Below are 23,494 nucleotides of genomic sequence, written 5' to 3'. Positions count from 1 at the left end.
ACGTACCGAGCCGTTACTCCGCCCGTCGGTCGTCGTCGTCCAGCGTGATCTCGGTGACCTCGACGATCCGGTCGTCGGCGAGCAGCGCCTCGACGGCCTCGTCGGGCACGTCCTGATCGAGGTTGTAGACGGTGAGCGCCTCGCCGCCCTGCGTCTCGCGGGCGTTGTACATCCCGGCGATGTTCACGTCGTGGTCGCCGAGCACGGTGCCGATGAGCCCGATGACGCCGGGCTCGTCGGTGTTGCGCGCGACCAGCATGTGACCGTACGGGACCGCGTCGACGCGGAAGCCGTCGATCCGGACGATCCGCGGGTCCTCACCCGCGAACAGGGTTCCCTCGACCGCGATCGAGTCTTCGCCGTTGTGGACGGTGACGCGCACGAGGCTCTGGAAGTCCTCGGTCTGGCGGGTCTTCGACTCGGTGACCTCGATGCCGCGCTCCTCGGCGAGCCGGGGCGCGTTCACCGAGTTCACCTGCCACTCCAGCGGCTCGAAGACGCCCTTCAGCGCGCTCGCGGTGACGAGCTCCACGTCCTCCTCGGCGATGTCGCCCTCGTAGGTCGCCTCCACTTCCGTGATCCGGCCGTCGAGCAGCTGCGCGGCGACCTTGCCGGCGGTCTCCGCCACGGCGATGTACGGCTTGATCCGGGGGAAGGCGGTCTCGTCGACGGAGGGGGCGTTGAGCGCCGTCAGGACGGGCTCGTCGTCGAACGCCGAGAGCACCGCCTCCGCGGTGTCGACCGCGACGTTCTCCTGTGCGGCCTCCGTCGAGGCGCCGAGGTGAGGCGTCAAGACGATCTCCTCGACGTCGAGCAGCGGCGAGTCCTGCGGGAGCGGCTCCTCGGCGAAGGAGTCGAGCGCGGCGCCCGCGAGGACGCCGTCGTCGACCGCCGCCGCGAGCGCGTCCTCGTCGACGATGCCGCCGCGGGCGCAGTTGATCAGGTAGCCGCCCTCGAGCTGGGCCAGCTCGTCCTCGCCGATCATCCCCTCGGTCTCGGGGAGGAGCGGGGTGTGGACCGTCGCGAAGTCGCCGCGCGCGAGCGCCTCGTGGAGGTCCTCGACGAGCTCGGCGCCGAGCCGGTCGGCGCGCTCCTCGGAGATGTACGGGTCGTAGACGACGAGATCCATCCCGAGCGAGTCGAGGCGCTTGGCGACCTCCTGCCCGACGCGGCCGAGGCCGACGATGGTGAGCGTCTTGTTGTTCACCTCGGTGCCGAGGAACTCGCCTTTCGCCCACTCGCCGCCGACGAGGCGGCCGTGGGCCTGCGGGATCGAGCGCGCGACGGCGAACGTCATCGCGACCGTGTGCTCGGCGGCGGCCCGGACGTTCCCCTCGGGCGCGTTGGCGACGATGACGCCGTGGTCGGTGGCGGCCTCGATGTCGATGTTGTCGACGCCGATGCCGGCGCGCCCGACGATGACGAGCTCGGAGGCGGCCTCGAAGACCGACTCATTCACGTCGGTCCCGGAGCGAACGATCAGCGCGTTGGCGTCGCTCACGGCGTCGAGCAGCGCGTCGCCCTCGACTTCGTAGTCCGTTACGACCTCGTGGCCGGCGTCTCGGAGTCGGTCCAACCCCGCGTCGGCGATGGGGTCGGTCACGAGTACCTTCATGGGCGTTTTCACCGGCGGCGCGAGGTTAACCCTTTCCTCATCGCTCCGTTTTGCCGGCCGTGACGATCCGCGATCGCGGATCTCAAACCCCTTCGTTTCGGATGGAACCCACTCGTTCGTGGGTACCGATCCTCCGGGCAGGATTTCGTCTCACCACCGGACCAAGATCGGTTCGGAGCCTATCGCCCGGCGGTACTGCCTTTTATATCCGGCCGCTTGGACGGGTATGGACATCACGATCGCGTTTGCCGGCGTGGCCGCCATCCTCGTGTTGACGGGGATCAGCGCCTTCTTCTCCAGCTCCGAGCTCGCCGTCTTCTCGGTCCCTGTCCACCGGGTCGACTCGCTGCTCGCCGCCGACGTGCCCGGCGCGCGGGCGCTCGCGGTGCTTCGGGGGGATTCGCACCGGTTCCTCGTCACCGCCCTAGTGAGCAACAACGTCGCCAACATCGCGGCCGCGTCGGTCGCCACCGCGGTGTTCGTCCGGTTCGGCTTCTCCGGGGGCGAGGCGGCCACGGGTTCGACGCTGGTCACCTCCGTCTTCGTCATCGTCTTCGGCGAGATCGCGCCGAAGTCGTACGCGGTGGCGAACGCCGAGAAGCACGCGCTTCGCGTCTCCCGGCCGGTGGTCGCGATCCAGCGCGTCATCCGTCCCGTGCTGTACGTGTTCGAGGCGCTCTCCGGCGTCGTCAACCGGTTCACGGGCGGCGAGTCCGACATCGAGTCGTACCTCACGCGCGAGGAGATCGAGACGCTCGTCCTCTCGGGCGAGGCGGCGGGCGCGCTCGACCCGGACGAGGGCGCGATGATCCGCGGCGTCCTCGATCTGGAGTCGGTCCGCGTGTCGGCGGTGATGGTCCCCCGGACCGACATGGTCGCGCTGGCCGACACCGCCACGCCGGCCGAGGCGGTCTCGACCGCCGCCGCGGAGGGCGTCACGCGCATGCCGGTGTACGGCGAGAACCGCGACGACGTGGTCGGGATCGTCGACCTGCGCGACGCGGTCGCCGCCGACGAGCGCGGGGAGCCCCTCGCGAGCGCGCTCCGCGAGCCGACCTTCGTCCCGGAGACGCAGCCGGTCGACGAGCTGTTCGCGGCGATGCGGGAGAGCGATCTCCGGATGGCGATCGTCGTCGACGAGTTCGGTTCGGTGGCCGGGATCGTGACCCTGGAGGACGTGGTCGAGGAGGTCGTCGGCGAGCTGGTCGGCCGGTGGGAGACCGACCACGTCGACGTGGTCGCGCCCGACGCCGCGGTCGTGCGCGGGTGGACCACCGTCGCGCACCTCAACGAGACGCTCGGGCTGGACCTCCCGATCGAGGGGGGCACCGAGACCGTCGCGGGGCTGGTGACCCGGCAGCTCGGCCGAGTCCCCGCCGAGGGCGACCGCGTCGAGATCGGCGACGTGACGCTCGCGGTCACGGGCGCGACCGCGACGCGAGTGACCCGAGTGCGGGTCGAGCATCCGGGGATCGAGAGCGACGACGGCGGCCCGGACGCGTCCGCGAACGCCGGTTTATCCGACGGCGACACCGAGTGACCGCGGTCGCTCCCGCTACAGACCGAACGACGCGACGGGCTCGTACACCGGCCCGTCGCTCGTCAGCGTCGATTTCACCAGCCGAACGGTCTCGGCTTCGAACCGGCCGATATCGGGGTCACGCTCGCGGACGGCCTCCTGCACTAACTCCTTCCCGCGGGCGTCGTTCATCCGGGCGAGCGTGACGTGCGGGGTGAAGTCGTGGTCCTCGGGGTCGACGCCGAGCGCGGTCGTCTCCGCTTCGAGGGCCTCGTGGAGCGCGGTCAGTTCCTCGCTCCCCGCGTCGACGCCCGCCCAGACGACCGAGACGTAGTCGAGGCTCGGAAAGACGCCGAATCCCTCGACCGCACACTCGAAGGGGCCGACGTCGGTGGTTTCGACCGCGCGCTCGCCGGCCGCGATCACGTCGTCGAGGGCGGGTGTGGAGTCGTCGTCGCCGCTCTCGCCGCCGTCGCCGCCACCGTCCACCCCGCTACCCTCACCGATTTCGCCCAAGAACTTCAGGGTCACGTGCGTCTGCTCGGGGTCGACGAGGGTCAACCCCGCCGCGTCCGCGAACGCGGCCTGCGCGTCCGCGACGGGAGCCGCGAGGTCGTCCGGGAGGTCGACGGCGAAGAACGCGCGCATAGACGGCCGGGGGTTGGGCGAGATCGTTCATAAGTGTGGGGTGAGGAGGGGGCGGTGAGAACGAGGGGCGCGGCTCGACGGCGGCGGTGCGACGACGGTGCGGTGTCCGGGGAGCCCTCGCCGGAACCGGTTCTCAGAGGGCCCCGTTGAACACCCAGAAGGCGACGCCCGGCGACAGCGCGATCGGGACGCCGAGAGCGAGCGTTCCGAGAACCGTGCGCGGGGCGAGTTCGGTCGGGGGCGTCTCGTACCGCCACAGCTGCAGGGAGACGAAGGCCCCGGCGACGAGCACGCCGCCGAGATGCAGGAAGGACGGCCGGAAGGCCGCCGGCATCGCCGAGAGGTCGCTCGACAGCCCGATCTGGGCGCCCATCCCGACGGCGCCGACCGCGGCCGACCCCGAGACGTACGCGAGACCGGCGACGGCGTGTCGGAGGGCCGCGACGGCCGAGAAGGGATGCGGCTCGTCGGCCGCCGGACGCGGTGCCGCGAAGCTCGCGACGCCGGCGTAGCAGAGCGGAAGCGTCCCCAGCGCGACGAGCACCGCGTACGGAAACGCGGAGCTGAGAGCGAGGATGAGTATCGCCGCGGTCAGGGCGTACGTCCGCGTCGTCGCTTCGGCGAGTACGAGCGGGGGCATGACGAGGACGGCGACCGCCACCATGGCGAACACGGCCAGCGGGACCGAGTAGCGCCTGAGGGGCCGGACGGGGGAGGGCGAAGCCATGCCGTGGAATGTTCAGCTCACCGGTAAGTAGTTTCGGTGAGAACGGGAACGTCCCGCACGCGTCGCGCGGATCGCCTGCGGGGAGTGAACGGGTCCGGGATCGACTCGTCGCGCTACAGGCGCTCTCGGAGCGTCTCGGCGGTCGCGTCGCCGACGCCGTCGACGTCGGTGAGGTCATCGAGGGAGGCCTCGCGTACGCTCTCGACCGATCCGAACCGACGCAGGAGCCGGCGGCGGGTCTGGGGGCCGACCCCGGGCACGTCGTCGAGGACCGTCGCGACCTCGTCGCGGACGGTCTGGTGATAGGAGACGGCGAAGCGGTGCGCCTCGTCGCGAACGCGCTGGAGCAGATGGAGTTCGGGGGCGTCGTCGGGCCATTTTCGGGTTCCGGTCGGCGTCACCACCAGCTCCTCGGCCTTCGCGAGCGCGACGGCGGGGGCGTCCCAGCCGGTCTCCGCGAGCGCGTCGCGGGCGGCCCCGAGCTGGCCCTCGCCCCCGTCGATCAGGAGGAGGTCGGGGTCGGGGCGGTCGTCCTCGCCGGCGACCGCGCGCTCGGAGCGCCACCGGACCAGCTCGCGCATGTTCGCGTAGTCGTCGTTGCGGTCGGTGAGCTTCTTCCGGCGGTAGTCGCTCGTCTCCGCGCTCCCGTCGACGAAGCACACGTCGGAGCCGACCACCGCGGTCCCCTGCGCGTGGCTCACGTCGAAGCCCTCGATCCGAGCGGGGCGGTCGATCCCGAGCCGCTCGCCGAGCGCGCCGACGGGGTCCTCGCGGCCGCCGCGCTTGCGGGCGTTCTTCAGCGCGAGTTCGACGAGCTTCGCCTCGCGGCCCGCGCCCGGGACGCGGACCGAGACCCCCTCCGCCTCCAGCCAGTCGACCACGTCCGGGTCGGCTGGGCGCTCCGCGAGGAGGACCGCGTCCGGGAACTCCCGCTCGGCGTAGTACTGCGTGAGGAACGCGGAGAGCACCGCGGCGGGGGTGTTGGCGTCCTCCCCGGCGTCCTCCTCCCCGACATCGTCTCCGTCGCCCTCGTCCCCAACCGCCGCGGCATCGAGTCGGTGCCGGCTCCGGTCGACCAACTGGCCGCGCTCGCTGTGAAGCCGGGCGACGCGGGCGGTGTCGCCCTCGGCGGCGGCCGCGAGCACGTCGACGGTGCGGTCGTCGGTGCGGTCGCTGACGGCCTCGCCGCCCTCGCCGTGGAACGCCTCGACCGCTTCGAGCCGGTCCCGGAGGTTGGCGGCGCGCTCGAACTCCGCGCTCCCGGCGGCGGCCTCCATCCGCCGGCGCAGGGGGTCGGCGAGGACGCCGGTCTCGCCCTCGAAGAACCGGCGGGCGGCCGCCACGTCCTCCGCGTAGCTCTCGGAGTCGATCTCGCCGGTACAGGGGGCCGAGCAGATCCCCATCTCGTAGTCGAGGCAGGGGCGGTCGCGGTTCGCGTACTTGTGGTCGGAGCAGCCGCGGAGGCGGTACTCGTCGCGGATCGCCTTCACGACCGCGTCCACTCGTCGCTTGTTCGTGAACGGGCCGTACGCGACGGCGCCCTCCTCGGGGTCGCGGGTCACCTCGATCCGCGGGATCGGGTGGTCCGTGATCGCGACAAGCGGGTACGACTTGTCGTCTTTCAGCCGGACGTTGTACCGCGGTCGGAGCCGCTTGATGAGGTTCGCCTCCAGCAGCAGCGCCTGCGTCTCCGTGTCCGTCACCGCGAACTCGATCCGGTCGGCGCGCCCGACCATCCCCCGAATGCGCCCCGAGCGCGGGTCGGCGTAGGACCTGACGCGGTCGCTGAGGTCGACCGCCTTGCCGACGTACAGCGTCGTCTCTCCGGCCCGGAACTGGTAGACGCCGGGCTCGGTCGGGAGGTCCGCGGCCCGCTCGCGCACGGCGTCGGCGTCCATCGGATCTCCGTAGCCGCCGAACGCGTTTGAACGCTACGGGCGGATCTCGGGAGCGGCTCGTCATCCGATGACGCGGTGGTTATCAATCGTGAATAACGGGGGGAACGGTTTATGCGGGTGCTTGGGAGAGCCCCACGTAGAAATGACGGGAATTCGAGGGCTGTTCCGACGCGCGTTCGGTCGGGATCGGGATTCGCGGTCGGTCCCGGACGGCGGGGTCGTCGTGGACGATTCCGACGACGGCGCGACCGGAGCGGGCGCGAGCGAGGGGAACGGGCTCAACATGTCGGAGGAAGGAGGAGCCGACCACGACGGGACGCTCGCTGCCGCCGGTCTCGAGCAGGTGTTCAACTCGACCGGCGTCCCGACGTTCATCCTCGACGCCGACGGCAACGTCGCCGAGTGGAACGAGTCCATCGCGTCGCTCACCGGGAACGAGCGCGAGGACGCGATCGGTCACGAGCACGTCTCGGAGCTGTTCTACCCCGACGGCCGGCGGGCGGACACCCTCGCCGACAAGGTGCTCGACGCGCCGGAGAGCGCCGACGAGGTGTACGGCGTCGAGCGCTCCGACTCGGCGCAGACCCGCTACCGCGACACCAGCACGATGGTCGACCGCCACGGCGACGAGAAGCACATCGAGTTCACGGCGGCCCCCCTCTACGAGGGCGACGAGGTCGTCGGCGTCACCGAGGTCGTCATCGACCGGACGGAGAACATCAACCAGCGGAACGCGACCGAAACCCTGGTCACCGAGGTCCGCGAGACGGCCGAGGCGATCGGCGAGGGGAACCTCGAGGCGCGGGCCGTCCGTCACGAGGAGTGCGAGACCCTCGACGAGGAGCTGTTGAGCGTCATCGACGTCGTCAACCGGATGGCGGAGAACCTCCAGGACCTCTCCGAGAGCGTCCACGAGCAGGCCCGACAGATCGACCAGACGGTCCAGAAGGCCAGCACCGCGGCCGCGGACATCGCCGAGAACGTCGACGAGCAGAACGAGCTGTTAGAGGAGAGCGTCTCCGAGATGCAGTCCTTCTCGGCCGGGATGGAGGAGGTCGCCGCGACGGCCGACCAGGTCGACTCCGCCGCGGTCGCGGCCAGCGAGGCCGCCGACGAGGGGCTCGACGCCAGCGAGGACGCCCGACAGGCGACCGAGGACGTGGTCGAGATCGGCGACGAGCTCGTCGAGAGCGTCGGCGCGCTCTCCGAGCGCATGGACGACATCGAGGAGGTCATCGAGGTCATCTCCGACGTGGCCGAGCAGACGAACCTGCTCGCGCTCAACGCCAACATCGAGGCCGCCCGCGCCGGCGAGGGCGGGGACGGCTTCGCGGTCGTCGCCGAGGAGGTGAAGAAGCTCGCCGACGAGACCCGCGGCTACACCGAGGAGATCACGGAGAGCCTCGCGGAGCTGCAGGCGCAGTCCGACGAGACGAGCACCGCCGTCGAGCGCTCGCACGAGCGCATCGAGGACGCCGGCACCGAAATCGAGACGGTGCTCGACTCCCTGGCGGAGATCGCCGACGCGGTCGACGAGGCCGCCGCCGGCGTCGCCGAGGTCGCCCGGACGACGGACGATCAAGCCGCGACCGTCGAGGAACTCACGTCGTCGCTGGAGGCGGTCCGCGAGCGCTCCGACCGCACCGAGGACGCGACCCAGCGCATCGTCGACGCCACCGACGACCAAGAGGTCGCCGTCGACGAGCTGATCACCCGCGTCGAGCGACTCGACGCGAAGCAGAAAGGGGGGCAGTAGCCCGCCACAGGGCCTCGTCGCGTCCGCGTTCCCGCGATCGTCTCACCGATCGACTTCGCCCATGATCGTATCGAGGCTCCCCAGCGAGGCGATCAGGTCCGGGATCCGCTCGCCGGTGGCCATCTCGGGGAGCGCCTGCAGGTTCGAGAAGGAGGGACCGCGGATCTTGAAGCGGGCGGGTTTGTCGGTGCCGTCCGCGCGGATGTAGATGCCGAGCTCTCCCTTGGCGGCCTCGACCGCGCGGTAGATCTCCGTGTCGTCGTCCGGGCGCAGCGTCCGCGGGACGTTCGCCTGGATGTTCCGCTCGTCTTCGGGCCAGTCCTCAAGCAGGTCGACGCACTGCCCGATGATCTTCGCGGACTCCTCGACCTCTTGCATCCGAACGAGCAGGCGGCTGAAGTTGTCGCAGCCGTCCTCGGTGATCACGTCCCAGTCGAGCTCGTCGTAGTAGCCGTACGGGTCGTCGCGACGCAGGTCGTAGTCGACGCCCGACCCGCGAAGGACCGGACCGGTCGTCCCGTACTCCTTCGCGACCTCGGGAGGCAAAACGCCCGTGTCGACCGTCCGCATCTGGAGGATCTCGTTCCGAGTCAGCAGATCGTGGTACTCTTCGAGGCGACGCGGGAGCCCGTCGAGGTACTCTCGAACCGTCGAAAAGAACTCCTCGCGGGGCTCGGGGAGGTCCCAGACGACGCCGCCGAGCCGGAAGTAGTTGAACATCAGCCGCTGGCCCGTCAGGTCCTCCACGATCTCCTGAACGCGCTCGCGCTCTTGGATGGCGTACATGAACGTCGCGGTGAAGTCGCCGATCACGTCGAGCGCGTACGCCCCCAGCGCCAGCATGTGCGAGAGGATCCGGCTGAACTCCGCGCTCATGGTGCGGATCACCTGGGCGTACTCGGGAATCTCGATGTCGGCGAGGTCCTCGGCCGCGCGGGCGTACGCCCACTCGTTGAGCAGGCCGCCACCGCCCCAGTCCCAGCGGTCGGGGTACGGCATGATCTGGTGGCGGTACGTGCCCGACTGAGCCATCTGCTCCTCGCAGCGGTGGATGTAGCCGATGTCCGGCTCGACGCCGACGACGTCCTCCCCGTCGAGCGTGACCTGGAGGTGGAGCACTCCGTGGGTCGCCGGGTGGTGCGGCCCGACGTTGAGGAGCATCGTGTCGCTCCCGGTCGCGGTCGACGACCCCGGCTCGATGGGCTCGTTTTCCGAGAGCGTGACGATCTGCGACCCGTCCCCGTCGTAGTCCATCGAGAGCGGGTGCCCCTGCCACGTCTCGGGCAGGAGGATCCGGCGGAGGTCCGGGTGGTCGCCGTACCGGATCCCGACCAGATCGTACGCCTCCCGTTCGTGCCAGTCCGCCGTGCGGAACACGGGCTCGGCGGACTCCGAGACCGGGTCGTCCTTGTCGGCGGGCACGACGACGCTGACCTCGCGGGTGGGGTCGTCGAACGATCGGAGGTGATAGATCGACTCGCACCGGTTCTCGTACTCCTGAGCGGTGACGCAGGCGAGGTGGTCGTACCCGGCCTCTCGCTTCAGCGTCGAGAGCGCCTCCTGGGTCGCGTCCGGCGGAATCCGGGCGGCGGGGGCGTTCAGGTGCGTCTCGCGCGCGGTGATCAGATTCGAGATCGAGGAAAAGGGGTCCGTCTCTGCGCCGGCGTCCGCCCGTTCGATCTGCGCGTCGGTCGACATACGTGGACGAACGCGGCCGGACGACCCGACGCTTCTGCCGGATCAAGACGGGTTTTTATAAGCTCCGACGACGGCAGTGGCCGACGTGAAGTACCTCCGGATCGAGCTCCGGTATCCGCCGGATCTGATACACCCGGTACATCGGCTCATCGACGAGTCGGACGACGTGGATCGGGACGTACTCCTCCACGGAACGATCCTCAACGGGCAGGACGACACGTTCCTGTTCTACGTGGAGGGCGACATCGAGGTGTACGCCGACACGCTCCGATCGGTCGACCGGATCCGGGAGTTCGAGGTCACTCGGATCGACGAGACGGGACACTACGTCTTTCTCACGCAGCGGCGCGACGCGGTCGACGAGGCGATGTTCGGTCCCCTCCAACGGGCCGGTGTGGTCGTCGTCCCGCCGATCGATTTCCGCCCGAACGGGATCGCTCATCTGACGGTCATCGGGAACGGCGAGGCGCTGCGGGGCGCGCTCGCGGAGCTCCCGGAGCGGATCGAGACCTCTGTGCTCCGGATCGGCGAGTACGACTGGCGACAGGACCTCTTCGACCCGGGGCTGACCGCCCGGCAGTTCGACGCGCTCGCGGCCGCCGTCGAAATCGGGTACTACGAGTCCCCGCGGGCGGCGACCGTCGAGGACGTCGCCGAATGGATCGACGCCTCTCCGAGCACCGCGTCGGAGCACCTCCGGAAGGCGGAGTCGGCCATGATGACCGCGTTCATGGAGCTGCGCGAGTTGTCGTGAGAGGGTTGTAGAGACCGGATCCCTCGACAGATCCCTCGAACACGAGGGCCCCTCCCCGCCGAACGTTTAACCTCGCCGAGCCCTCCGATCCCTTCATGTCCGTCACGCCGCCCGGACCCATCGGCGACCCGGTCTTCGGCAACGGTCGCCGGTACGCCGCCGACCCGTTCTCGTTTATGCGCGTCTGCGCCGACAGCTACGGCGATATCGTCCGCTTCGATCTCGGTCCGCGCGAGACGTACATGCTCGCGAACCCGGCCGACATCGAGCGGGTCCTCGTCGCCGACGCCGAGCGGTATCGAAAACCGGACTTCGGCGACGACGCCATCGACACGCTGCTCGGGAACGGCCTCCTCATGAGCGAGGGGGAGACGTGGCAGCGCCAGCGGACGCTCGCGAACCCCTCCTTCCACAGCCGCCGGATCGGGGCGCTCGCGGGGACGATGGTCGACCACACCGAGTCGCAGCTCGCGGACTGGGGCGACGGCGAGGTCGTCGACGTGCAGCTGGAGGTCGCCCGCCTCACCGTCAAGATCATCGTCTCGGCGATGTTCGGCGCCGACATCACCGACGAGGAGGTCAAGACGGTCCAAGAGAAGCTGGAGCCGCTCGGCGCCCGGTTCGAGCCCGACCCCCGGCGCTTCCTGATCCCGAACTGGGTACCGACCCGCGAGAACCGCGAGTTCGACGACGCCGTCGACACCCTCGAGTCCGTGATCGACGGGATCGTCGAGCGCCGGCAGGGGACCGAGCGCGATCCCGCCGCCGACCCGGCCGGACCGGAGGGCGTCGCGGTGCGCGGCCCCGCGGAGGACGGTTCCGACGGGCACGGTGGGGGCGACCTCCCGATGGACCTCCTCTCCGTCCTGCTCCGCGCCCGCGACCGCGGCGAGCAGACCGACGAGAACCTCCGCGACGAACTGGTGACGATGCTGTTGGCGGGCCACGACACGACCGCGCTGACGCTCACGTACACGTTCTATCTGCTCTCGAACCACCCCGAGGCGCGGGAGCGCGTGGCTGAGGAAGCCGCTGCGGCGACGACCGACGGGGCGCCGACCGCCGCCGACGCCCGCGAGATGGAGTTCACCGACCGCGTGCTCAACGAGGCGATGCGGCTGTATCCGCCCGTCTACACCCTCTTCCGCGAGCCGAGGCTCGACGTGAAACTGGGGGGGTACCGGATCCCGGAGGGCTCCGCGCTCATGCTGCCGCAGTGGGTGGTCCACCGCTCGCCGCGCTGGTACGACGACCCCGAGGCGTTCGATCCGAGCCGGTGGAAACCCGAGCGTCGGAGTCGGCGCCCCCGGTTCGCCTTCTTCCCGTTCGGCGGCGGCCCCCGTCACTGCATCGGGAAGGCGTTCTCGCTGCTGGAAGCCAAGCTGATCCTCGCGAAGGTGTGCTCGCAGTACGACTTGGAGTACGAGGGGCCCGACCTCTCGCTGCGCGGGTCGCTGACGATGCACCCAGACCACCCGGTGCCGATGCGGATTCGGGAGCGCTGAGCGAGATGGCGGGCGAGACGGAATTGTACTGCCGGCGCTGCGGCGAGCGCCTCTCGCGGGGCGCCATCGCGAGCCGGCAGCGCGCCTGCTGTCTCAACGCGACCCCGATCGCCGGGGTCTGCCCGACGCACGGGCCGGTCGGGCCGCACCACGCGGTTGACGAGCCGGACGAGAGCGACCACAGCGGAGCGGGTTTATAAACGAACTGCGGTGGCGTCGCCGGCGCTGCGCGCCGGCTGCCAGAGGCGCTTCACGCTTCGCGGCTGGGGCTTCAGAGGCGTTCACCGTCGATCTACCACGGATTGCTTATAAATAGTTAGCCGGAGAATTGGACCGTTCGCCACTCATCCACCGCGAACCACCTACAACTCGATCGTCGCGGCGACCTCGCGGTATTCGGGGTCGTACAGGTCGAGCGCGTGGACGCGCCACCGGATCGGCTCGAACTCGGCGCTCACGAGGTCGGCGACGACGCCCGACTCGGGATTGCCACCGCGAGCCACGGTAACGTGGGGCGTGTAGTCCTCCCCCTCGATCCCCTCGACCGCGCCGTAGGCGGCACAGAGCCGGCGGTGGACCCGGACGAGCGCGTCGCTCTCGACGGCGAGATAGAGCACCGGTCCCGACCCGGACGCGGGCGCGTCGAAGACGTCGATCCCGGTCACCGCGACCGGGAAGGGGTCGGTCCCCGCGAGCAGCGGATGGAGGTCGTCGCGGAGGGCGCCGAGCGCGTCGGGTCTTGGCGGTGACGGTCCGCCAGCGGGAGAGCCGGGCGAAGTATCCACATCCTCACTCGCGACGCGGTCCGGCACGTCCTCGACGCCGAACCGCTTGCAGACGAGCGTGCGTCGGTCTCGCACTCGATCGAACCCCGAGCATTTCGACTGGAGATCCGTCGCGGCTCGCTCGATCGCGGGCGGGAGCGGGACGTTCAGGCTGAACACGCCTCAGATACGGTCGGCGAGCCGTAAGGCGATTAGCACGACGATTACGATCGCAAGAAGCGTCGGAATCGCGTCCAAGAGCGCGAACGTCAGATCGAGCACCGTGTCAACGATCTCTAAGAGAAGCCACGCGATCGCGAGCACGAGGATCACCTTCAGGAGGTCGTCGACGTCGACGTCGGCGCGGTCCGTGTCTGTTCGGTCCATAGCGGGTGCGACGACCGCGACGGGCAAAAAGACCACCGAGGACGCGTCACGTTGCGCGATCAGGTGCTTAAAAACCCCGCCGCGCCGAACGGATCCCATGAGCCTCATCGCGTTCGACTTCGACGGCACGCTCTCCGACTCCGAGATGACGGTCCTGCTCGCGGAGCGCGCGGGCGTCGCCGACGAGGTGGCCGAGATCACGGAGCGGGCGATGAACGACGAACTCAGCTACGCCGAGAGCCTCTACCGGCGCGCCGAACTGCTCGACGGGCTCGGCGAGGCGGAGGTCGCGGCCGCGTTCGACGAGGTGGTTCTCCGGCCGGGCGCCGGCGAGTTGATCGAGCGCTTGCAGGCCGAGGGGCACCACGTCGCCGTGCTCACGGGCGGGTTCGAGCGCGGGGTGGAGCGCGCGCTCGCGAAGCAGGGCGTCGAGGCCGACACGGTCGTCGCGAACCGCCTCCCGATGGACGGCGGGAAGCTCACGGGCGAGGCCGAGGGGCCGCTCATCGAGGGAACGAAAGACGACGCGCTGGCGGCGCTCGCCGACGACCTCGGAATCCCGATGGCCGAGACCGTCGGGGTCGGCGACGGCGCGAACGACCTCCCGATGCTGGAGGTCGCGGGGATCTCGATCGGGTTCGTCCCCAAGGACGCGGTCCGGCCGGTGTGCGACGCCGTCGTCGCCTCGATGTTCCGGCTCGGAAAGGTGTTAGAGGGGTACGACGTGCTCCCCGCGGAGTAGCCGGCGGGTACAGCGGCACTGGACCGACCTCCGACAGATCCGGTCGCGATAATTTGGACGGTCCCTTCATGCCGACCGAGTCGCCTCGTCCGGGTATGGCAGCCTCCGACCGGGTGGGCCGATGATCCCCACGCCGACGTACCTGCAGTTCCACCTCGTCTTCAGCCTCCCGGTGCTGGCGGCACTGTGGTACCTCGCGCCGCGGTACGGCGGGCGACGACGCCGACGCGCGGCGGCGGGGGTCGCGGTCCTCGTCGCGATCGCGTACGCGTACACCGTCCCGTGGATCGCGCACATGATCCGGCGGGGCGCGTGGTCGTACGCTGACGGCGCGGTGTTGGTTCGCGCCCTGTCGGTCCCGCTCGGCGAGTACCTCTACGTCGCGATCCAGACGCTCGCCGTCGCGTTCGCGCTCCACCGGCTCGGGTTCGACCCGACGTTCCGCGAGGGCGACTTCGACCGCGTCCCGCGCGTCGCCGGCGTGGTGGTCGGGACGGCGATGCTCGGCGGCGGGCTCTGGCTCGTCTCGCTCGACGCCTCCCTGCTGTACCTCGGCGGGCTGATCGCGTGGGTCGGCCCCGTGCTCGCGCTCCAGTGGGCCGTCGGCGGCGGCTACCTCGCTCGCACGCCGCGAGTGTGGCTCACCGCGACGCTCCTGCCGGCGGCGTACTTTTGGATCGTCGACCGGATCGCGATCGGTATGGGAACGTGGCGCATCGCCGAGGAGCTCACCACCGGAATCGCCGTCCTCGGCCTCCCGATCGAGGAGCTGCTCTTCTTCGTCTCGGCCGGCGTGATGACCGTCGACGGGCTCGTGCTGTTCGAGTGGGTCCTCGACTGGAACGACCGTCGGAGCGCGGCCGGTTCGGCAGCAGAGAAAGGCGGTGAGACCGGCGTCGACGCGGACACCGCTCCCGTCCTCGAACCCGGCGATGACTGAGGCGACGGCGCAGGCGGATCGCCTCTTCGCGCTGTACCCGGCGCTGGCGCTCGCCGCGCTGCTGCCGATCGGCGCCGCGACCCCTCTGTTTCCAGTCGAACTCGGGATCGCGACGTTCGCGCTCGGCACGCTCGCGGTCGGAATGGCCCACGGCGCGGTCGACCACCTCGTCCCGCTGCGGGCGGCGCCGGGGGTGTCGCTCCGGCGGTCGATCGCGGTCGTCTCGGTCGCGTACGCGGTCCTCGGCGGGACGGTCGTCGCCTCGTTCTTCGCCGCGCCGGTCGCCGCGTTCGCCGGGTTCGTCGCGCTCACGTGGCTCCACTGGGGGCAGGGCGACGTGGCCGCGCTCGCGCTCGCGGGCGTCGAGCACCTCCCGACCTCGACGGAGCGCCGGCTGAGCCTCGTCGTCCGCGGCGGGCTCCCGATGGGGGTTCCCCTCCTCTCCCACCCGGGGGAGTACCGGCTCGTCGCGGAATGGATCGTGGGGCTGTTCGTCGTCGATCCGGGCGCGGCGGCCGCCGCGGTCGACCCTCTCTTCGTCCCGGAAACCCGGCTGGCGGTCGGCGCGGTCGTGATCGCGGCGACGCTCTCGTCGGTCGGGCTGGGGTACGCGCGGGTCCGGCGAGGCGCCTCGCGACGCGGGTGGCTCCGCGACACCGGCGAGGTCGCGGTGTTGTGGGCGTGGTTCCTGCTCGCGGCGCCGGTGTTCGCGATCGGGGCGTACTTCGCGCTCTGGCATTCGCTCAGACACGTGGGGCGACTGATCCTCGTCGATCCGGACGCGACGGCCGCGCTCGGTGAGGGCGACGTTCGGCGGGCGCTCGCGCGGTTCGCCCGCGACGCGGCCCCGCTCACGCTCGGGGGGTTCGTCGCGCTCGCCGGGGTCGGGCTCGCAGCCCCCGCCGGCGTCGCCGCGCCGGGCGACCTGCTCGCGGCGTCGCTCGTCGGGATCGCGGCGCTGACGCTCCCGCACGTCGTCGTCACCGCGTGGCTCGACCGGCGGCAGGGAGTCTGGCGGCCGGATTCGAGGTGAGTTCGATCCCGTGGTTACTCCCGCCCCGCGTCACTCCCACCCCGGGGTCCCGGGCGCGCCGGCGTCGTCCTCCAGCTCGCGGACCAGCCGTTCGCGGTCGTCCGGATCGAGCGCGACCGGGTCGCCGTCGCCCGCGGCCCGCTCGCTCCACGTCCGGATCGCGCGTCCGGCCCAAGAGTCGGCCTCGCGGGCGCGGTCCCGCGCCTCGGCCATCCGGTCGCGGTCGACGGAGAGCGAACCGGGGCTGGAGCCGACCGCGGCCCCGACGAACCGGGCGCGGTCGTCGGGGGTGAGCCGCTCTCCGCGGAGCCGGTCGACGACCCCGTCGAGGTCGTCCGGGTCGGGGTACGCGAAGACGGTCGCGCCGGCGGCTCGGGGACCGAACGGGAGCGGCGGGGTGTCGTCGGGGACCGCGTCGTCGAGGAGGCGGTCGCCGCCGCCGGCGGCCGCGACGCGCTCGCACTCGGTCTCGGCGTCCAGTTCGAGGTTGTGGGCGGGGTACGTCGAGCAGGTCCGGGGGTAGCGCTCGTCGCCGTGGATCCGGCACTGGAGCGTGGTCGGGTCGAGGAAGACGCAGGCGTCGAGCCACCGGTGTTCGTCGGTGCCGATCGGCGCGACCGGCTTGGGGGGCTTCCGCAGGCCGACCGCGAAGACGGGGCGGTCGCCGGCGGCGGCGACCGCGACGCCGTCGATCCGGACCGCGTCGTCGCCCTCGGCGGGCTCGAACAGCCGAGGGACCAGCACGTCGCCGAGGCCGTCGTCGAGGAAGCCGGCGATCTCGTCGCGCGTGAGCGGCACGAGGTCGTAGGCGTCGTCGAGCGGCGGGCGGCGGCCGGTGCGGTCGGAGCCGGCCGCTTCGGGCGCGAGCGGTCGCCAGTCGACGCAGCAGCCGGCGCAGCCCTCGCAGCGGAGTTCCATCGTGATCACCTGTGCCAACGGTTTGCACACTTAAAAGAAGTCGCCGAATACGAGAGAATATACATAAATCGATCCGCGGTGGCGCGCGCTTGTGAGCGCCCTGATAAGGGCGCGAACGACGCCGCGCGAGGGAGTCGCTGGCGCCGGCGGCGCCAGCGACGAGGCTGGGGAGGCGTGAGGCTGCGGTGCGGGGCGGGACTCAAAGGGGCAGCCGTGAGGGCGGCGCACGCTCGTTGTCGTTCGAGACGCCTTCGGCGTCTCGTGATGACGAAACGGCTTCGCCGTTTCGAACCACGCTCCTCGTCACTCGCTTCGCTCGTTCCTGCGGTGCTTACGTCGCCTGCGCCGCCCTCACGGCTGGGGCTTTGGAGGTGTTCACCGTCGATCCGCCGTCAGCAATCACTTATAAGCGAACGACGAGGACATCAGAACGGTCACCATCGAATCCGCCGACACCAACGACCACTTATAAATAACCGATCGAGTCAGGGCGAGACGCCGACGGTCAGAAGCGTCCCCCACGTCCGGTACCGGTCGACCATCGCCTCGCGGGAGTCCCAGTCGTCGGTCGGGAACGCGGCGGCGTCCGGAATCTCGATCTCGCGGTCCGGGATCGCGTCCTGTGCGGCGACGTACAGCCCCGCCTCGCGGAACGCCTCGCGGTACTCCTCGCGGCTCCACAGCGTCATGTCGACGGAGATGTTCTCCTGCCACGCGTGGGTCTGCTCGCTCTCCGCGAAGTAGTTGACCGCGCAGTAGAAGGTGCCGCCGGGCTTCAACACCCGCCGGATCTCCCGGAGGGTGTTGTGCGGGTCGGCCGCGTAGTAGAATGCCTCCATCGAGAAGACGTGATCGAGCGAGTCGTCGGCGAAGGGGAGCGCGTCGAAGTCGCCGACGAGGAACCCGACCGCGTCGTCGTCGGTGTAGCTCCGGGCGTTGCGCGCCATCTCGGGCGCGCCGTCGAGACCGTACGCCCGACCGATCCCCCGTTCGCGGAGCGCGCGAAGCGCGTAGCCGGAGCCGGTGCCGAGATCGAGGACGGCGTCGCCCGCCTCGACCGGCATCCGCGCGAGGACGTGCTTGGCGGTGTGCCAGTGTCGGTCCTCCATGCCGCGGTCCTTCCCCGCCGCCGCCCACTCGTCGAACTCCTCGCGAACGCTCATACGCGGGCGAACGAGCGGGCGGGTGAAAACGGGTTCGGAGAGTCGGCGACGGGAGGAGAGCCGATCGGAGGCGACGAGAAGCGTCGCCGCGAAAAGCGTCGCCGTTTTATCGGCTGACGTTCCTTCAGGAAGTATGAAACGACCGCGGGGCCCCCGTCGACCGAAGTTCCGGATCGCGGACTCCGCGCAGCAGGCGGTCGGGGGATTCCTCCTCGCGGGCCCGTTCGTCGTCACCGAGGAGGTGTGGGTGCTGGCGGCCAGCATGAGCTGGCTGCAGGGGGTTCTGACCGCCGGTATCGTCGGGCTGATCGGCTACGCGGCGCTCTACCGGGCCGACACCGACCGCGACCCGGACGACGAGCGGGAGGTCGCCGGGATCCCCGTTCGGTTCGTCTCGCTGATGATCGTCGCCTTCGGGTCCGTGCTGCTGCTCGCGCTGCTTTTCGACGCGCCCGGTACGTTCCTCATCGAGGCGGGCGTGGTCGGCGCCGAGCTGTGGGCGACGACGTTCAAGGCGGTCACGGTCGGCGCGGTGTTCAGCGTGGTCGGCGCCGCGACCGCCGACAGCGTGTTCTGAGGGCGGGCGCGGTTCGACCGTCGATCGAGCCTTCGTCGATCAGGCGACTACGGAAACGACCATCAAACGATCACCGAGACGACCGCGAAGAGGATGAGTACGCCGGCGACGTCACAGAGGTTGGTGACGACGGGGATGGTGGTGTCGTCGGGGTTGAGCCCGACGCGGTACGACACCTCGACCGCGGCGACGCTCGCGACGACGACGAGGACGGCGAGCAGCATCCCCGAGACGAGCGAGACGAGCAGCACGCGCCCGAGGCCGAGGGTCCCGCCGAGCGCGACGCCGATCCCCCACGCGGCGACGCCGACCGCGCCGAAGACGGTTCCCGCGAGCGCGAACACGGCGCCGACGTTGGCGCGGAGGTCCGGATTCGACGGGTGCAGCTCGTACGTCCCGAGGTAGAGCTGGGTGGTGAGCCGAGAGCAGGTGATCGACGCGAGGTTCCCCGCCGTCCCGATCTGGACCGGCACCAACACGAGGAGCGCGGGGTTCGACACGAGCGTCTCCTGGTACGTTTCGAGGACTGCCCCGGAAACCAGTTGGAGAACCGACAGCGCGGCCAACAGCGGGATCATCGTCCTGACGATCCGGCGGACCGACCACTCGTCGACGTACTCGCGGTCGGGGTTTCGGCCGCGGTCGCCGCCGGATCCGCTCGAACTCACTCCGCTCGAACTCACAGTACCGCCCCCGCGACGTTCATACGATCGCCCCCGCGACGTTCATACGATCGCCCCCACGACGTAGATCCCGACGAGGAGGAAGGAGATCCCGAACACGTCGCCGAGCGTCGTCACGACGGGACCGATCACGTTGTCGGGGTCGAGCCCGCGCCGGTAGCCGACGAAGATAACGGCGATGAGCACCGAGATCATGAGCACCGCCGAGAGGAAGCCGGCGACGACCATGATCCCGACCAGTTCGAGGAGGTTCCCGGCGTTCCCGAAGAGCCGCAGCCAGAGGAACGTGATCACGGCGATGAACACGGAGACGGTCATCCCGTTGATGAAGGAAGCGAGGATCGCGTTGGTGAGCCGGCTGTCCAACTGGAAGCGCGGCTCGATGAGCCCCTGGTGGAGCCCGGTCGAGAGCCGAGCGCCGAGCGACCCGTAGACGCCCCCGCGAGTGGCGAGGAACGCCGGGAGCAGGAGGAGGAGGCCGGGCACCTCGGAGATGCCGGCCCGCATCGTCTCCGATCCGAGGATCGTTCCGGAGAACAGCCCCGCGACGAGGCTGACGAGGATCACCGGGAGCGCCTGCCGGTAGACGTCGCGGGCGGTGTCGTGGCCGGGCATCGACCGTGCCAACGACGCCGACGGTGAAAAAACCGGACGGGAACGGGTCGGTGAGAGAGCGCGAACCGGGGCAGAGCGCCGTGGCCCGCATCGTTAAGTCGGTCGGGCGGTTTTCGATCCCATGGACTACTCGCTCGCCATCGAGAACGGGCCGGAAACGATCCCGGGCGGAACCGGGCTCCTCCTCGTTCATCCGAGCATCGGCGAGACCGACCGGATCGACACGGACTTCCTGAAGACCGACACCGACGCCTTCCTCGTCGTCTCCACGCGGACCACCGCGCGCGAGGTCGAGCAGAAGCTGGAGTACTACGACGTCGACGAGACGAAGGCGACCATCCTCGACACCCTCTCCGTCGAGCGCGGGTACTCGCGACGCACCTCCGACGACGTGTACTACGTCTCCGCGCCGGACGACCTCGACGGGGTCGTCGATCGGGTAGAGCGGTTCCTCACCGAACACGAGGGGAAGCGACGCGTCTCCGTGGACTCGCTCACCGAGATGGCGTACTACGCCGACGACGACGCCGTGTACGAGGCGGCCGCCGACCTCCTCGCGCTCCTCGACGAACACGACGCGGTCGGCATCTTCCACCTCTCCGAGGAGGTCCACGAGGTCGCGACGCTCGACCGGTTCCGGGACCTGTTCGAGGGCGCCATCGAGCTCGACGGCGACGGGAACGTGACCGTCGGCATGAAGTAGGGTTTTCCGACTACCCGACTACTCCGCGGCCTCGACCATCGACGCCACCGTCTTCTCCGCCCACGTCACCGCGTAGGGAGCGCCGCGGTCGCGGTACGCCGCGGTGTCGAGCGCCGCGAACGGCGCGGGCAGATCGAGGCCGTGACGGACCGCCGAGCAGGCGTACTCGGTCGCGCTCGCGAAGTCGGTCTCGCCGCGAGCGACCTCGCCCGCGAGCTCGCCGAGCCGCCCTTCGAGGCTGTCGCCGGCGTCGACCCACGCGTCGTACAGCCGGGGGTGAGTGCCGTCCCACGACGCGAAGGCGTCGCGGGTGTACAGACCGACCCACGCGTCGTACAGCGCGGCCGCGATCTGGAAGACGTCGCTGGGGCCCAGCCCGGTGGTGGACGCGCCCGTGTCCGGGTCCGGGCGCCGGATCGCGGCGTCGAGGTCGCGGTAGCGCTCGCCGAAGAACGGGAGGAAGCTCTCGGGGAGGCGAGAACCGGAGGTCCCTTCGGGCAACGACCCCGACACCGGCTCGATACCGACTTGGACCAGCCGGTCCGCGATCAGGAACGCGAGGAAGTCGTCCGGCGTCCCCTCGGCCCGGTGTTTGACGAGCACGGTCTGCGGATCGGTCTGGGTCGTTCGCACGACCGTGCCGTCCCCCGGAAGCCCCACCGTGAAGGTCGGGCCGGCGTACTTGCGGAGCAGGTCGGGGACCTCGTCGGGAAGCCACTCGACCGGAAACGACGCGGGCGAGAGCCCGTCGACGAACAGCCCGAGGTCCTCCGCCGAGGCCGGGGGGAGCGTCTCGAAGTCCGCGTCGACGTCGAGCACCGGAGAGCCCGGCGCGTGGGCCTCGCGAACCGCGTCGAGGTCGTCGTCGAGCGGACGCGTCGAGAACATCAGGCGAAGACGTACGAGAGGATAATGAGGAGCGACAGGACGGCCGAAACGCCGATCGTGCCGACGACGATCTGGGTGGATTTGCTCATGAACGTGCCTGCGTCCGCCGGTCGTTTAAAACTATATTCTTCGGCGAGGCGGCGAACCGATGCCGCTGCGTATATTCGACGAGGCGGCGAGCCGATGCCGGTACGCCGACACCGCATTTATACCTGAACACCGGATACGCGTAGTATGCGAATTCGTGACGCGCTCGAGTCGGACGCCGAAGCGCTGGCGGCGGCGACCGATCGGCCGCGAGGGGTCGTGAAAGACATGGTCCACGACCGATCGGTCCGCGTCGCGGTGGCGGGGGACGGAGAGGACAGTGGCGACGGTGACAGCTCGGCCGTCACGGGGTTCGTCGCGTTCGACGTACGGGGCGAGACCGTGCACGTGACCGACTTCGACGGCGGCGATAACGCGATCCGCCGGCTGTTCGAGGAGCCGCGTCGGTTCGCTCGACGGGAAGGAATGGGGGTCGAGGTCGTCGTTCCGAACGACGAGCGAACCGGGAATATCCTCGAAGACGCCGGGTTCGAGTCGGCCGGGTCGGGACCGCGGTTCGAGGGACGGCGGACGACGCGGTACGTGATCGACTCGACCGAACTGGACGAGGAGGACTAGCGAAAGCTCCGCGGCGTGACTCTCTCAGTCGAACCGGCCCTGCACGATTTCGAGCGCGTCCTCGCGGTCGTTCCAGTCGACGAACACCGCGACGGAGGTCGCGCTCGTGATCAGGTCGATGATGTTGATCCCGTCCTCGGCGAGAGGCGCGATGATCTCCTGGATGACGCCGGACTGGTTCGGGAGCTCGCCGCCGGTCACCCGGATGACCGCGATCGGGTCGGCGACGGTCACCGAGGAGAGCGTCTCGTCGTCGATGACGGCCTCGTGGAGCAGCGCCTCGGCCGTCTCGGCCACGTCGACGTCGACGTAGAAGGTGACCGAGTCCATTCCGGAGGCGACCGCGTCGATGTTGATCTCCTCCTCGCGGAGCGCGTTCGCGAGCTGCGAGAGGATGCCCGAGCGGTTCCGGATCGCGCGGCCGGCGATGGTGAGACACGCCAGCGGCTCCTCGCGCATGTCGATCAGGCTCTCGAACTCGCCCTCGATCCGGGTGCCGCCCCTGAGTAAGTCGCCGTGCTGGTAGTGGACGACCCTGACGGCGAGGTCCTCGTCCTTGTAGGAGAGCGCGGACGGCGCGACGACCTCCGCGCCGCGGAACGAGAGGTTTCGCAGCTCGTCGACGGTTATCCGTCCGACGTTGCGCGCCCCCTCGACCACCCGCGGGTCGCCGGTCATCACGCCCTCCACGTCGGTGACGATCACGACTTCATCGGCGTCCATGTAGTTGCCGAGCATGACGGCGGTGGTGTCAGATCCTCCGCGCCCGAGCGTCGTGACGTTCCCGTCGTGGTCCTCCGCGAGGAAGCCGGTGATGATGGGGACGACGCCGTCCATCTCGGCGGCGATTTTCCGCGCGCGCTTCTTCGTCTCCTCGACGTCGACCTCGCCGAGCTCGTTCGTGACGACGGGCCAGTCCGGGTGGCCGGGTTCGAGGAAGACGGCCTCGACGTCGCGGACCGAGAGCGCGGCCTTCAGCATCCGAACGCTAGTGCGCTCGCCCATCGAGACGATCTCGGCGCGGTCGGCGTCGTCCGTCTCGAAGGTGATGTCGTCGAGGAGGTCGTCGGTCGTCGACCCCATCGCGCTCGCGACGACCGCGATCTCGTGGCCCGCCGAGACCGCGTTCGCGACCGAGTCCGCCGCGCGTTCGATCCGGTCGCCGCTTCCGAGGCTCGTGCCGCCGAACTTGGCGACTACGCGCATACGGCCACCTCGCTATCGGCCGGTCGAGCCGGGAGAGAGAGCGAACGAGACGCTACACTGAGAGTGTGATCGGTAGACATGGGCGCCCG

Annotated in this window: 25 protein-coding genes; 11 read left to right on the top strand and 14 right to left on the bottom strand. The window is 70.1% G+C overall.

The annotated features are described in order from the left end of the window. Positions 1 to 13: 13 nt before the first annotated feature. Positions 14 to 1,615 carry a phosphoglycerate dehydrogenase gene (gene serA / locus FGL94_RS15720; RefSeq protein WP_144927467.1) on the bottom strand — a complete coding sequence of 534 codons (1,602 nt, stop codon included), beginning with the start codon at positions 1,613 to 1,615 and terminating at the stop codon, positions 14 to 16. Positions 1,616 to 1,841: 226 nt separating this feature from the next. On the opposite strand from serA, the gene FGL94_RS15715 reads away from it, so the two are divergent. After that, on the top strand, positions 1,842 to 3,155 hold the full coding sequence (locus FGL94_RS15715; RefSeq protein WP_144927464.1) for a hemolysin family protein: 1,314 nt from the start codon (positions 1,842 to 1,844) through the stop codon (positions 3,153 to 3,155). Between the two features lie 15 nt (positions 3,156 to 3,170). Here the strand turns inward: FGL94_RS15715 and thpR are convergent, their stop codons facing one another. The 3 genes from thpR to FGL94_RS15700 form a co-directional block, all read right to left on the bottom strand. Beyond that, complete coding sequence (thpR, locus tag FGL94_RS15710) at positions 3,171 to 3,782, bottom strand: RNA 2',3'-cyclic phosphodiesterase (RefSeq protein WP_144927461.1); 612 nt, start codon at positions 3,780 to 3,782, stop codon at positions 3,171 to 3,173. 133 nt (positions 3,783 to 3,915) lie between these two features. Then, positions 3,916 to 4,509 carry a hypothetical protein gene (locus FGL94_RS15705; protein ID WP_206664945.1) on the bottom strand — a complete coding sequence of 198 codons (594 nt, stop codon included), beginning with the start codon at positions 4,507 to 4,509 and terminating at the stop codon, positions 3,916 to 3,918. A gap of 113 nt (positions 4,510 to 4,622) precedes the next feature. Then, positions 4,623 to 6,407, bottom strand: a complete 1,785-nt coding sequence (locus FGL94_RS15700) for an excinuclease ABC subunit C (protein WP_144927458.1) — start codon at positions 6,405 to 6,407, stop codon at positions 4,623 to 4,625. Between the two features lie 142 nt (positions 6,408 to 6,549). Between FGL94_RS15700 and FGL94_RS15695 the strand changes: the two genes are divergently transcribed. Next, positions 6,550 to 8,163 carry a methyl-accepting chemotaxis protein gene (locus FGL94_RS15695; protein WP_144927455.1) on the top strand — a complete coding sequence of 538 codons (1,614 nt, stop codon included), beginning with the start codon at positions 6,550 to 6,552 and terminating at the stop codon, positions 8,161 to 8,163. A 42-nt stretch (positions 8,164 to 8,205) separates the two neighbouring features. On the opposite strand, the gene FGL94_RS15690 is transcribed toward FGL94_RS15695, so the two are convergent. Continuing rightward, positions 8,206 to 9,861 carry an NADH-quinone oxidoreductase subunit D gene (locus FGL94_RS15690; protein WP_144927452.1) on the bottom strand — a complete coding sequence of 552 codons (1,656 nt, stop codon included), beginning with the start codon at positions 9,859 to 9,861 and terminating at the stop codon, positions 8,206 to 8,208. Positions 9,862 to 9,937: 76 nt separating this feature from the next. Here FGL94_RS15690 and FGL94_RS15685 point away from each other — a divergent pair, with 76 nt between their 5' ends. From FGL94_RS15685 to FGL94_RS15675, 3 genes are all read left to right on the top strand, one after another. After that, positions 9,938 to 10,615 (top strand): helix-turn-helix domain-containing protein, encoded by a 678-nt coding sequence (locus FGL94_RS15685; RefSeq protein WP_241659213.1) that lies wholly within the window; start codon positions 9,938 to 9,940, stop codon positions 10,613 to 10,615. 95 nt (positions 10,616 to 10,710) lie between these two features. Then, positions 10,711 to 12,120: a cytochrome P450 gene (locus FGL94_RS15680; RefSeq protein WP_144927449.1), complete on the top strand. Its 1,410-nt coding sequence runs from the start codon at positions 10,711 to 10,713 to the stop codon at positions 12,118 to 12,120. A 5-nt stretch (positions 12,121 to 12,125) separates the two neighbouring features. Continuing rightward, positions 12,126 to 12,320: a hypothetical protein gene (locus tag FGL94_RS15675; protein WP_144927446.1), complete on the top strand. Its 195-nt coding sequence runs from the start codon at positions 12,126 to 12,128 to the stop codon at positions 12,318 to 12,320. A gap of 162 nt (positions 12,321 to 12,482) precedes the next feature. On the opposite strand, the gene FGL94_RS15670 is transcribed toward FGL94_RS15675, so the two are convergent. Then, the gene (locus FGL94_RS15670) at positions 12,483 to 13,064 is read right to left on the bottom strand and encodes a 2'-5' RNA ligase family protein (RefSeq protein ID WP_144927443.1); all 582 of its coding nucleotides are present in this window, start codon (positions 13,062 to 13,064) and stop codon (positions 12,483 to 12,485) included. Between the two features lie 3 nt (positions 13,065 to 13,067). After that, the gene (locus FGL94_RS15665) at positions 13,068 to 13,271 is read right to left on the bottom strand and encodes a DUF7554 family protein (RefSeq protein ID WP_144927440.1); all 204 of its coding nucleotides are present in this window, start codon (positions 13,269 to 13,271) and stop codon (positions 13,068 to 13,070) included. 97 nt (positions 13,272 to 13,368) lie between these two features. Between FGL94_RS15665 and serB the strand changes: the two genes are divergently transcribed. From serB to FGL94_RS15650, 3 genes are all read left to right on the top strand, one after another. After that, positions 13,369 to 14,013 carry a phosphoserine phosphatase SerB gene (gene serB / locus FGL94_RS15660; protein ID WP_144927437.1) on the top strand — a complete coding sequence of 215 codons (645 nt, stop codon included), beginning with the start codon at positions 13,369 to 13,371 and terminating at the stop codon, positions 14,011 to 14,013. A gap of 121 nt (positions 14,014 to 14,134) precedes the next feature. Continuing rightward, complete coding sequence (locus tag FGL94_RS15655) at positions 14,135 to 14,953, top strand: lycopene cyclase domain-containing protein (protein ID WP_144927434.1); 819 nt, start codon at positions 14,135 to 14,137, stop codon at positions 14,951 to 14,953. Further along, on the top strand, positions 14,946 to 15,986 hold the full coding sequence (locus FGL94_RS15650) for a Brp/Blh family beta-carotene 15,15'-dioxygenase (RefSeq protein ID WP_144927431.1): 1,041 nt from the start codon (positions 14,946 to 14,948) through the stop codon (positions 15,984 to 15,986). The genes FGL94_RS15655 and FGL94_RS15650 overlap by 8 nt, the downstream gene beginning before the upstream one ends. Positions 15,987 to 16,016: 30 nt before the next feature. On the opposite strand, the gene FGL94_RS15645 is transcribed toward FGL94_RS15650, so the two are convergent. Both FGL94_RS15645 and FGL94_RS15640 read right to left on the bottom strand, forming a co-directional pair. Then, positions 16,017 to 16,904, bottom strand: a complete 888-nt coding sequence (locus FGL94_RS15645) for a YkgJ family cysteine cluster protein (RefSeq protein ID WP_144927429.1) — start codon at positions 16,902 to 16,904, stop codon at positions 16,017 to 16,019. Positions 16,905 to 17,389: 485 nt separating this feature from the next. Continuing rightward, positions 17,390 to 18,067, bottom strand: coding sequence for a class I SAM-dependent methyltransferase (locus FGL94_RS15640; protein WP_144927425.1), 678 nt, complete (start codon positions 18,065 to 18,067; stop codon positions 17,390 to 17,392). A 133-nt stretch (positions 18,068 to 18,200) separates the two neighbouring features. Here FGL94_RS15640 and FGL94_RS15635 point away from each other — a divergent pair, with 133 nt between their 5' ends. Beyond that, positions 18,201 to 18,644, top strand: a complete 444-nt coding sequence (locus tag FGL94_RS15635) for a DUF2391 family protein (protein ID WP_144927422.1) — start codon at positions 18,201 to 18,203, stop codon at positions 18,642 to 18,644. 62 nt (positions 18,645 to 18,706) lie between these two features. On the opposite strand, the gene FGL94_RS15630 is transcribed toward FGL94_RS15635, so the two are convergent. Together FGL94_RS15630 and FGL94_RS15625 are read right to left on the bottom strand one after the other, a co-directional pair. Further along, on the bottom strand, positions 18,707 to 19,222 hold the full coding sequence (locus tag FGL94_RS15630) for a magnesium transporter (RefSeq protein WP_144927629.1): 516 nt from the start codon (positions 19,220 to 19,222) through the stop codon (positions 18,707 to 18,709). Positions 19,223 to 19,369: 147 nt separating this feature from the next. After that, positions 19,370 to 19,942, bottom strand: a complete 573-nt coding sequence (locus FGL94_RS15625) for a magnesium transporter (RefSeq protein ID WP_144927419.1) — start codon at positions 19,940 to 19,942, stop codon at positions 19,370 to 19,372. Between the two features lie 121 nt (positions 19,943 to 20,063). Between FGL94_RS15625 and FGL94_RS15620 the strand changes: the two genes are divergently transcribed. After that, complete coding sequence (locus tag FGL94_RS15620; RefSeq protein WP_144927416.1) at positions 20,064 to 20,645, top strand: DUF7090 family protein; 582 nt, start codon at positions 20,064 to 20,066, stop codon at positions 20,643 to 20,645. 18 nt (positions 20,646 to 20,663) lie between these two features. Here the strand turns inward: FGL94_RS15620 and FGL94_RS15615 are convergent, their stop codons facing one another. Together FGL94_RS15615 and FGL94_RS19060 are read right to left on the bottom strand one after the other, a co-directional pair. Further along, positions 20,664 to 21,533, bottom strand: a complete 870-nt coding sequence (locus tag FGL94_RS15615) for a DUF7089 family protein (RefSeq protein WP_144927413.1) — start codon at positions 21,531 to 21,533, stop codon at positions 20,664 to 20,666. Continuing rightward, entirely contained in the window at positions 21,533 to 21,622 is a 90-nt protein-coding gene (locus FGL94_RS19060; protein WP_449405032.1) for a hypothetical protein, read from the bottom strand. Before FGL94_RS19060 ends, FGL94_RS15615 begins: the two co-directional genes overlap by 1 nt. A 145-nt stretch (positions 21,623 to 21,767) precedes the next feature. Between FGL94_RS19060 and FGL94_RS15610 the strand changes: the two genes are divergently transcribed. Continuing rightward, positions 21,768 to 22,199: a hypothetical protein gene (locus FGL94_RS15610; RefSeq protein ID WP_144927410.1), complete on the top strand. Its 432-nt coding sequence runs from the start codon at positions 21,768 to 21,770 to the stop codon at positions 22,197 to 22,199. A 24-nt stretch (positions 22,200 to 22,223) separates the two neighbouring features. On the opposite strand, the gene FGL94_RS15605 is transcribed toward FGL94_RS15610, so the two are convergent. Beyond that, a complete protein-coding gene (locus FGL94_RS15605; RefSeq protein WP_144927407.1) occupies positions 22,224 to 23,405 on the bottom strand; it encodes an aspartate kinase in 1,182 nt (393 codons plus the stop codon). Between the last annotated feature and the right edge of the window lie 89 nt (positions 23,406 to 23,494).

The sequence above is a fragment of the Halorubrum salsamenti genome, from assembly GCF_007671685.1.
In the GTDB taxonomy this organism is placed as follows: Archaea; Halobacteriota; Halobacteria; order Halobacteriales; family Haloferacaceae; genus Halorubrum; species Halorubrum salsamenti.
This window is presented reverse-complemented; position numbering and strand designations above follow the sequence as displayed.

Bases quoted from the DNA above. Each gene is read 5' to 3' on its own strand.
- serA (WP_144927467.1), bottom strand. From the start codon at position 1,615: ATGAAGGTACTCGTGACCGACCCCATCGCCGACGCGGGGTTGGACCGA.
- FGL94_RS15680 (WP_144927449.1), top strand. From the start codon at position 10,711: ATGTCCGTCACGCCGCCCGGACCCATCGGCGACCCGGTCTTCGGCAAC.
- FGL94_RS15690 (WP_144927452.1), bottom strand. From the start codon at position 9,861: ATGTCGACCGACGCGCAGATCGAACGGGCGGACGCCGGCGCAGAGACG.
- FGL94_RS19060 (WP_449405032.1), bottom strand. From the start codon at position 21,622: ATGAGCAAATCCACCCAGATCGTCGTCGGCACGATCGGCGTTTCGGCC.
- FGL94_RS15665 (WP_144927440.1), bottom strand. From the start codon at position 13,271: ATGGACCGAACAGACACGGACCGCGCCGACGTCGACGTCGACGACCTC.
- FGL94_RS15630 (WP_144927629.1), bottom strand. From the start codon at position 19,222: ATGATCCCGCTGTTGGCCGCGCTGTCGGTTCTCCAACTGGTTTCCGGG.
- FGL94_RS15615 (WP_144927413.1), bottom strand. From the start codon at position 21,533: ATGTTCTCGACGCGTCCGCTCGACGACGACCTCGACGCGGTTCGCGAG.
- FGL94_RS15620 (WP_144927416.1), top strand. From the start codon at position 20,064: ATGGACTACTCGCTCGCCATCGAGAACGGGCCGGAAACGATCCCGGGC.
- FGL94_RS15645 (WP_144927429.1), bottom strand. From the start codon at position 16,904: ATGGAACTCCGCTGCGAGGGCTGCGCCGGCTGCTGCGTCGACTGGCGA.
- FGL94_RS15635 (WP_144927422.1), top strand. From the start codon at position 18,201: ATGAAACGACCGCGGGGCCCCCGTCGACCGAAGTTCCGGATCGCGGAC.
- FGL94_RS15705 (WP_206664945.1), bottom strand. From the start codon at position 4,509: ATGGCTTCGCCCTCCCCCGTCCGGCCCCTCAGGCGCTACTCGGTCCCG.
- FGL94_RS15625 (WP_144927419.1), bottom strand. From the start codon at position 19,942: ATGCCCGGCCACGACACCGCCCGCGACGTCTACCGGCAGGCGCTCCCG.
- FGL94_RS15655 (WP_144927434.1), top strand. From the start codon at position 14,135: ATGATCCCCACGCCGACGTACCTGCAGTTCCACCTCGTCTTCAGCCTC.
- FGL94_RS15700 (WP_144927458.1), bottom strand. From the start codon at position 6,407: ATGGACGCCGACGCCGTGCGCGAGCGGGCCGCGGACCTCCCGACCGAG.
- thpR (WP_144927461.1), bottom strand. From the start codon at position 3,782: ATGCGCGCGTTCTTCGCCGTCGACCTCCCGGACGACCTCGCGGCTCCC.
- FGL94_RS15675 (WP_144927446.1), top strand. From the start codon at position 12,126: ATGGCGGGCGAGACGGAATTGTACTGCCGGCGCTGCGGCGAGCGCCTC.
- FGL94_RS15610 (WP_144927410.1), top strand. From the start codon at position 21,768: ATGCGAATTCGTGACGCGCTCGAGTCGGACGCCGAAGCGCTGGCGGCG.
- FGL94_RS15695 (WP_144927455.1), top strand. From the start codon at position 6,550: ATGACGGGAATTCGAGGGCTGTTCCGACGCGCGTTCGGTCGGGATCGG.
- FGL94_RS15715 (WP_144927464.1), top strand. From the start codon at position 1,842: ATGGACATCACGATCGCGTTTGCCGGCGTGGCCGCCATCCTCGTGTTG.
- FGL94_RS15650 (WP_144927431.1), top strand. From the start codon at position 14,946: ATGACTGAGGCGACGGCGCAGGCGGATCGCCTCTTCGCGCTGTACCCG.
- serB (WP_144927437.1), top strand. From the start codon at position 13,369: ATGAGCCTCATCGCGTTCGACTTCGACGGCACGCTCTCCGACTCCGAG.
- FGL94_RS15605 (WP_144927407.1), bottom strand. From the start codon at position 23,405: ATGCGCGTAGTCGCCAAGTTCGGCGGCACGAGCCTCGGAAGCGGCGAC.
- FGL94_RS15640 (WP_144927425.1), bottom strand. From the start codon at position 18,067: ATGAGCGTTCGCGAGGAGTTCGACGAGTGGGCGGCGGCGGGGAAGGAC.